An 8,344-nucleotide genomic window follows, 5' to 3' on the forward strand; every position below is an offset into this window, starting at 1 on the left:
GAGGTCATGATCATAACGCCGAAGGCGCGCGTTGAGGAATACACAGCCAAAGGCTGGTGGGGTTCGCTCACACTTGATCACCTCGTACAGCGCAATCGCGCTGAGCTCGGCGACAAGCCGGCGCTGATCGATCCGCTGAACCGTGCTGCTCTCGATGGCAAGCAGCCGCGCCGGCTGAGCTGGAGGGAGGTCGGTGATGAAGTCGATCGCGTCGCGGCTGCGCTGTTGGCGGAAGGGCTCGTGAAGGGGGATGTGCTCACATATCAAACGCCCAATTTCGTCGACACCGTCATTCTTGCTCTGGCTTGCGCGCGCATAGGCGTGATCATAAGCCCAGTCGTCACCGCCTATCGTGAGCACGAACTGAGCTATGTGCTCGACAAGGTGAAACCCAAGGCTGTTGTGACTCTCGCAAAGTTCGCCGGTCACGATCACGGGGCCATGGTGCTGAAATTGCGCCAGGGGCGGAACTTCAAAGTTCTCATTGCGGGCGGCGGCGCGCCTGAGGGCGCGGTGGATTTCGATCAAGCCATCGCTGCGGCCGATCCGAACGTCGCCGCTGCCTATGCGGCGGCCAATCCGGTTGCGCCCGACGAAGTGTTCACGATTTTCTGGACCTCCGGCACTGAGGCGCGCCCAAAGGGCGTGCCGCGCGATCACAATCTGTGGATTGTCAACGCGCGCATGGTCTCTGAAGCGGCCGATTTGCGCGAGGGCGAGACGCTGCTCAATCCGTTCCCGCTGGTGAACATTGGCTCCTTCGGTCTCGTAACGCCTTGGCTGTGGCGGCGCGGCGTGCTGGTGCTGCATCACCCGTTTGATCTCAAAGTCTATTTGCAACAGATCGCAGCTGAGCGTGTGAATTACACGATCGCCGCGCCTGCCATTCTGAACGCGATCCTGAAGACGCCTACGCTCGTGGAAGGTGTCGATCTCAGTTCGTTGCGCGCGATCGGCTCTGGCTCAGCGCCGCTGGCGCCATGGATGATCGAGGGCTACGCGCAGCGCTATGGCATTGAAGTCTGCAACATCTACGGCTCGAACGAGGGCGCGTCGTTGTTCAGCGGCCCATTGCACGTGGCTGACCACAATGAGCGCGCGCGCTATTTTCCGCGCATGGGCGTGGCGGGCATTGACTGGCCCGGCGATACCGCATCCATGATCCAAACGCGCCTGGTGAACCCTGATACCGAGGAAGAGATCAACGAAGTCGGCGTCCCCGGCGAACTGCGTTTCCAGGGCGCGGCGACGTTCGATGGCTATTATGAGACGCCGGAACTCACGGCCAAAGCGTTTGACGCGCAAGGCTATTATAAGACGGGTGATTTGTTTGAGATCGCCGGCGAGGGCCCGATCCCGCGCTTCTATCGCTTTGTGGGACGCTGCAAGGACATCATTGTCCGTGGCGGCGTAAACATTTCACCCGCTGAGTTGGACGATCTGCTCTCCGGCCATCCTGCGCTCAAGGAAGCGGCCGTGGTCGGCGTGCCGGATGACGTGCTCGGCGAGCGCGTGTGCGCGGCGATTGTGCCGGCGACGGGCCAAGCCCCCAGCTTGGCGGAACTCACTGATTGGCTGCGCGCGCAGGGGCTCGCGGTGTTCAAGCTTCCGGAAAGCGTCCAAGTGGTGGATGCTCTGCCACGCAACGCAATGAACAAAGTGGTGCGCAGCGAGTTGCGCGCACAGGTGTTGGCGAGGATCGGCGCTTAGGCGCCGATCACGCCGTTGCGTATGAAGGCGCGGTCCGCCCAGCACGAATGTGTGCCGCTGCTGATCTTGTGCGGCAGCGCGATGCGGACGACGGGGCCATCTTCGAAGCGCTTGCAGTCGATCAAAATGCACTCGGACGTGCCGGCATTTTCATCGATGATGAAGCTCACGAGATAGCCGTCGTCCTCGTCCTTGGCGTTGACGCGCGGCGCGAACGGGGACTCGCTCGCGTAACGACCCTCCGGCAGTGTCAATTGCTGCGACTTGCCGGTTTCTAGGTCGTGCTTCACGAAACCGTTGAACAGGAACCAGCCTGGCTTTGATGTTGTGGAATAGGCGTAGCGATATTTGCGACCGGCGAAGCGCTGATTGAACATGCCGAATTCGAGGATACGGTCGTCGAGACGCTCCTCTCTTGTTTTGCCGGTCTTCAGATTGAAACGCCAACGATGCAGCTTCGGGCGGAAGCTCGCCTCGTCGAGAAACGCCATCATGTGTTCATAGCCTTCGGGGGCGCCCGGAAGCGGCTTCGGCGTCGGATTTTCCTGGAAGTATCCGTCCATGATGATTTCGTCGCCTTCCTCGTAGGCGTTGAGAAAGTGCAGGACGTAGGTTGGCTCCGCTTCAAACCAGCGCACATCCTCGGCCTTGCCATGACGCGGCAGGATGGCGAAGCGCGAGGGCAGGTCTTTGTGCAAGCGAACGGCGTGGATATTGCGCTCCAACAAGGCGCGATCCCAGAACACGGGCAGGTCGTTCAAGATCGAATAATTTTCGGAGAACGACATATCGTGCGGCAGACGCGGGCCTGGCAACGGGATCGGCGTATAGTTTGTGAGCTTTCCGGTCCGGTCGACGACGCCGTAATGCATGTAGGGCGCATGCGTTGAGTAATTGAAGAACAGCAGCTCGCCAGTGCGCTCATCAACTTTCGTGTGCGCGGAAACGCCATCTAGCGGCGCCCAGGGCGCAACGCCGTGCTGCTCGAGTGTTTCGGGGTCGAGCGCATAAGCTTCGCCGCATTGGTAGAAGGTCGAGAGGATCTTGCCTGCGTGCACGACAACATCGGTGCTCGCATTGTCCTTCAGCCCACCATGCGCGCCAAAACCGGGGCGCTTCGAAGTGCCCCAGGGATCGGCGAGGCCACCCCAGAGCGATTCACCGGCAATCTGTTCGGCGATAAAGCAGCGCGTGCGCACGAAGCGATTGCGATAAGAGGCGGCGCCGCCCTGGAAGCTGATCTGATGCAGCATGGAATCGCCGTCGAACGGGTGGTGACGCCCGAGCGGCTGGTGCACTTGGTTTTCGGTATTTCGGATGTAGACGCCGTCGATGTCAGCTGGAATGGCGCCCTCGATGACCTCCAATTCCCACGCGTTCACTTCCTCATGTTGGGGCGTCCAGGCCCCCGTGAGGTATGGATGATTGGTGGGGCGAAGGGACGATTTAATCGGCGGCAGGCGTTCGAGCTTCATCGCACGTGTCCTCGAAATGAACTGAGGTCAGGGTAGTGGTGTTAGTCTCGTTATACAAGTGACTTTTGGCTACAGGTGGGTATCACGTCGCGTCACCGGCTGGCCGCACTGATCGCAGGTAAAGCGCGCTTCGAGGACGTGTCCGCAAAGGCGGTGTTTGATGATCTTGGGCGGGCCCTTCTTGCCCGCCAGCCAACGGTCTCCCCAGCGGACAAGCTCCAACACGAGCGGGAAAAGGTCTAGCCCTTCCTGAGTCAGCCGATACTCCCAGCGCGCCGGCTTCTCCTGATACAAGCGCTGGCTGAGGATGCCGAGCTCAACCAGGCGGTTGAGCCGATCCGCCAGAATATTCGGCGCCACACCCAGCGCCTGTTGAAACTCGGTGAACCGTTTGCGACCGAGAAAGGCGGATGCGATGACGTGCGAGGTCCAACGATCGCCTAAAACTTCTGTCGAACGTTCCATCATTGCGTCGCTTGCGGCTAAGCCTTCGACAATTGAACGACGATGGGCGCGGGGCTTTTGCGCTGGGTCTTCGCCAGCGCCAGGGCCGGGAACGGCGAAGCTGTCGCGCGCATAGATGAGTTCATTGCAGTGCTTACAGCGGCTCTCTGGCGTGAACGCCTTGCCGCAGGAATGCTTGATCCGGTGCGCCGGGATGCGGCGGTCGTAGAACCAGCGCTTTTCCCAGCGGATGATCATGAGCGCGGCGCCAAAGAGGTCGTTGCCCATTTCCGTAAGGCGATATTCGTCGCGCGGTGGGTGTTCGCAATAGCGTTCGCGACGAAAGACGCCGACCTCTTCAAGTCGGCGCAGGCGGTCGGTCAGAAGGCTGCGGGCGATATTGATGCGGCCCTGGAAATCTTCGAAGCGGCGCACGCGTGTAAACGCCAGCGCGATGATCATGAGGGTCCAGCGATCGCCCAAGATGTTGAGCGCACGCGCCGCGGAATCGGCTTCCACCAATTGCGAGGACGGACGCTTCGGAGCCGATCGCCTCGGCGCCGCGGGTTTCCCCGCAGGCTTGGGCTTGAGGGCTTTTTTGCTGGACGCCATGGGCTCTGAGCGCTGTTGATTCAACGCCGGACCCTCCTGGGGGGCGCGAAGCAAGTCAAGAGCCCGCGGGTCGGGGAGGAAGCCCGCGGGCCCTTACGCTTAGAACCTGCCGCTGACCCGCACGCCATAGGTGCGCGGCGCGCCGAAGACCGAGACTTCATCGCCCGCGAACGGAATAATGCTGGTGCGATAAAGCTCGTCGTCGAGGTTCTTGCCCCAGAGCGACACGGTCCATTGGCCATCAGCCGCGCCGATGCCGATGCGGCCATTGAGGATGCCGTAGCCGTCCTCAAAATTCGTGTTCTCCGGCCCCCAGAACATTTGGTCCTGGTACGAGTAGTTCAGGTTGGCGATCAGATCGAGACCATCCGTCAGGCCGTGACGGAGATCGGCGCCGACCGTGAATTGATAGTCCGGCGTGCGCTGAATCTGATTGCCGCTGTAATCGAGGCCGCGGAGCGGATCGATATAGTCTTTGTACTCCGCATTGAGCAGTGAGCCGGACGCAAACACAGTCAGCCAGTCCGTCGGCATGCCGCGCACTTCGAACTCGAGGCCTTCGATCACCGCGTCAGCCGCGTTGGCGACGACGAGGGTCAGGTTCACGTCGTCAAGCAATTCGACCTGAAGATCCGTGAAGTCCGTATGGAAGACAGCGATATTGGTGCGCAGGCGATTGTTGAACCAATCGGCCTTAAACCCGATTTCGTAAGTCGCGGCGGCTTCCGGATCGTAGGCTGTGGCCGCGGCGATCGCGTTCGCTGTGGCGCCCTGCCAACCGCCGCCCTTATAGCCCGCCGCATAGGACGCGTAGAGCAGAATGTTGTCGCTGGCGCGCCATTCGAGGGCGACGCGCGGCGTGAACTCGGACCATTCGTCACCGACGCTGATGTCGTAGGCCGATTGCAGCGGAGCCGGTGAAAGAATGTCGCCCGCCGGGCCGTAGCTGAAGATAACAGCTGCGGTGTCGAGTTCTTTTTCATCACGCGTGTAACGGCCGCCGACCGAGAGGGTCAGATTGTCGAGAATATCGTATTCGACCTCACCGAACGCGGCGAAGCTGCGCGTGTCGCTGTAGCCCAGGAACATGTTGTCGCCGTCGAGCGAGTCGCGCACGCCGCCGGGGCCGCCCGGCAGGAACGAGATCGCGGTATTGCGCGACGTGCGCTTCACGTACTCGTCGAGATAGTAGAGACCGGCGATCCAACGGAAGCGGCTGTCGTCGTCCGATGATAAGCGAATTTCTTGAGTCACGCCCTGATACATCTCGTGTTGCGTGAGCGTGCTATCCGTGAGCGAAGGGGGCGAACCTGCGCCTGCCTGTGTCCATCGGCCGTCGGCCAATCCGTAACGATACGCAGAGAGATAGGTCAGCGAGACGTTGCCGAGGTCCCATTCCAGGCGGCCGGTGAGGCCCGCCGTGTCACGATAAGCATATTGCTCGTAAGGCGACATGTTGATCCGCGGATCGGACGGAATGCCTGCCGTGATGCCGCCCGTACCGGCGACAAACGGATTGTCCACGGCGTGACGCGACGGCCCGCCGGCGCTGTCGGTGCTGTAATCGGCGATGAGCGACACAGAGATATTGCTCGTCGGATCCCAAAGCAGTGAAAGCCGGGCCGCCGTGGAGTCTTTGTCTTCAAGCTCCTGCCCGTAAACGATGTTTTCCGCGAAGCCGTCATGTGTTTCGCGATAGAAGGCGAGACGACCTGCGAGGTTCTCCGCTAAGGGACCGGTGACGTAACCCTCGGCCAGGACGCTGGAATAATTGCCCAACGAGAGGGAGCCGCCCGCGCCAAAATTGGCCTGCGGCGTGGCTGAGATCAGGTTGATCGCGCCGCCGACGATGTTCTTACCGAACAGCGTCCCTTGCGGACCACGCAGCACTTCAACGCGCGCGAGATCGAAGAGGGGCGGCGTCGCCGAACCGCGGCGGCCGATATAGACTTCGTTGAAGAAGGTGCCGATCGACGGGTCGGCCGTCGCGCCGTTCAGCCGCACCGAGCCAACGCCGCGGATGAACATTTCCGATTCCATGCTGTTCTGCGATTGGAACGTGAAGCTCGGAACCTGGGCCGCGATCTGCGACAAATCGGTGATCGCTTCGTTGCGCAATTGCTCAGCGCTGAGCGCCGTCACAGCGATCGCCACATCCTGCAAGCTCTCTTCGCGCTTGGTCGCGGTGATGACGATCTCATCCATCCCGGAAGACGCTTCGGCATCCGCGCCGCTCTGCGCCCACACAACGCCCGGCGCGGCCAGCGCCAAGGTTGCGCCGGCTACAGCTGAATACAATGAGCCCTTGGCGAAAATTCGCGCCATGCTTCTCTCCCCTTTGACGAACCGTCTTGTTGGTCTTGTTAAGCAAGTGTGTCCGCCGGATAGTCAGTCTTGTCAAGATAGCTTCAATTGACAGGCGCACACCGTGGCGCCAGGATCACTTGCATAACAAGATGATCTCAAGGGAGAGCGCGATGTCGAACCGCGATGCGGAAAAGATTGCTGTTGTTCGCGATATGGCGGATGCGTGGGCTGCCAAGGATTGGCGGAAGGTTGGCGATCTGTTCGCGAAGGACGGCGTGCTGCATTCCATGATGGTCGAGCCAGTGGTCGGACGCGAGGCAATCTACGCGCGGATCGCGGCCTTGGGGGCGGGCATCGAGAGTATTGTGCTCGACATAGAGCATATCGGCGTCATCGATGGGCGCGTCTATATCGAGCGCTGGGACCGTTTTGTGTACAATGGTAACAAGGGCGCTGTGCCAGTTGTCGGCGTGCTGACCATCAATGACGACAATTTGGTCGCCGAATGGCGCGAATATTATGACCGCGCGCATTTGCTGCGTGAAATGGGCGTCGGTGAGTTCGACCACGCGGGCCGCGAGTAATATCTTTCCGATCGTCCGACACCGCGCTTCGGGCGCTGTGTCGGACGTTTACATGCGTTCCAAAACCATGGCGGCGCCCACGCCTACTCCGCCGGTGGCGACGACGAGGCCAAGCTCGCTATCCAGGTCTTCCATTGAATCCAGCGCCGCGGCAAACAAGATCGCGCCGGTCGCGCCCATTGGATGTCCCATGGCGAGGTGGCCGCCATTGGGATTCACGCGGTCCATGTGGGGCGCATAATCGCGTTCGAACTTCACCGGAACGGCCGCGAAAGCTTCCATGAATTCGATCGCGCCAATCTCTTTCAGGCTCAGCTTGGCGCGTTGTAGGGCCAGATCCATGGCGCGAAAGCCCGCGGTGAGCTGCAGCACATGATCGGCGCCTGTTTCGGCAAAGGCCCGGACCCGCGCGATAGGTTTGAGTCCCAAGGCTTCTCCGGCCTCGCGAGCGCCGATGAGCGCCAGCGCGGCGCCGTCAGCGATGGGCGGGCAGTGCGCCAGTGTATGGGTGTGCTCAAGCTTGGCCATGTCGGGGTAGTGTGCGAGCAGGACCGTGTCAAAACGCGCTGCGCCCATTTCTGCGAAGACGGGTTTGTATGCCTTCAGCGCTTCGCCCTCGGCGTAGTCGCGGATGTTCTCATCATGCGCGAGGGCAATTTCCCCGGCAGCGTCGCGGATTGGAATGACGCGGCGTGCATAACGGCCGGCTTGCCAGGCGGCCAACGCGCGCTGGTGGGAGCGCAATGTGGCTGCATCGAGTGCGTCACGGCCAATTCCTTCGCGCGCGGCGAGCAGATCGGCCGCAAGCCCTGGCGGCGCCCAGGCCATATGCTGGATGAGCTTGGGATCGGTGTAATACGGCGCGTTGTCTGTCATGAACGCGACTTGCGACATGGACTCAACGCCGCCCGCCAGCGCGAGCTTGCTTTCGCCGAGCGCGACGCGGCGCGCCGCCTCGGAGAGGGCGGAAAGGCCGGAGACGCAGAAATTGTTGATCGTCAGAACGGCGCTGTCGTCGGGCAATTGCGCCTGAACGCGTGCGGCTAGGCCGATATGGCCGCCTTGCGCGCCGATCTGCGTCACGCAACCCAAGGCGAAGACATCAATGGCCGCAATTGCGTCATCGCCGTTGCGCGCGCGAAGTGCGTCGACAAGTTGCGTGGTCAAGTTTGTCGGCGGCACGCTGGCGAGTGAGCCCTTAGGACTACCCTT

The 8,344-nt window shown here is 61.3% G+C and carries 6 protein-coding genes; 2 read left to right on the top strand and 4 right to left on the bottom strand.

Annotated features, from left to right (window positions below):
* Positions 1–6 precede the first annotated feature (6 nt).
* Positions 7–1,710: a class I adenylate-forming enzyme family protein gene (locus tag VF769_RS11975; RefSeq protein ID WP_331008644.1), complete on the top strand. Its 1,704-nt coding sequence runs from the start codon at positions 7–9 to the stop codon at positions 1,708–1,710.
* Here the strand turns inward: VF769_RS11975 and VF769_RS11980 are convergent.
* From VF769_RS11980 to VF769_RS11990, 3 genes are all read right to left on the bottom strand, one after another.
* Positions 1,707–3,185, bottom strand: coding sequence for a carotenoid oxygenase family protein (locus VF769_RS11980; protein WP_331008645.1), 1,479 nt, complete (start codon positions 3,183–3,185; stop codon positions 1,707–1,709). The two genes, VF769_RS11975 and VF769_RS11980, sit on opposite strands and share 4 nt — an antisense overlap.
* A 69-nt stretch (positions 3,186–3,254) precedes the next feature.
* The gene (locus tag VF769_RS11985) at positions 3,255–4,241 is read right to left on the bottom strand and encodes a helix-turn-helix domain-containing protein (RefSeq protein WP_331008646.1); all 987 of its coding nucleotides are present in this window, start codon (positions 4,239–4,241) and stop codon (positions 3,255–3,257) included.
* Positions 4,242–4,340: 99 nt separating this feature from the next.
* On the bottom strand, positions 4,341–6,566 hold the full coding sequence (locus VF769_RS11990; RefSeq protein WP_331008647.1) for a TonB-dependent receptor: 2,226 nt from the start codon (positions 6,564–6,566) through the stop codon (positions 4,341–4,343).
* A 152-nt stretch (positions 6,567–6,718) separates the two neighbouring features.
* On the opposite strand from VF769_RS11990, the gene VF769_RS11995 reads away from it, so the two are divergent.
* A complete protein-coding gene (locus tag VF769_RS11995) occupies positions 6,719–7,132 on the top strand; it encodes a nuclear transport factor 2 family protein (protein WP_331008648.1) in 414 nt (137 codons plus the stop codon).
* Positions 7,133–7,180: 48 nt separating this feature from the next.
* Here VF769_RS11995 and VF769_RS12000 read toward each other — a convergent pair.
* Positions 7,181–8,344, bottom strand: a 1,164-nt coding sequence (locus VF769_RS12000; RefSeq protein WP_331008649.1) for an acetyl-CoA C-acyltransferase, incomplete at its 5' end; no start/stop codon positions are given.

This window comes from Vitreimonas sp. (genome assembly GCF_036392335.1).
GTDB lineage: Bacteria > Pseudomonadota > Alphaproteobacteria > Caulobacterales > Aquidulcibacteraceae > Vitreimonas.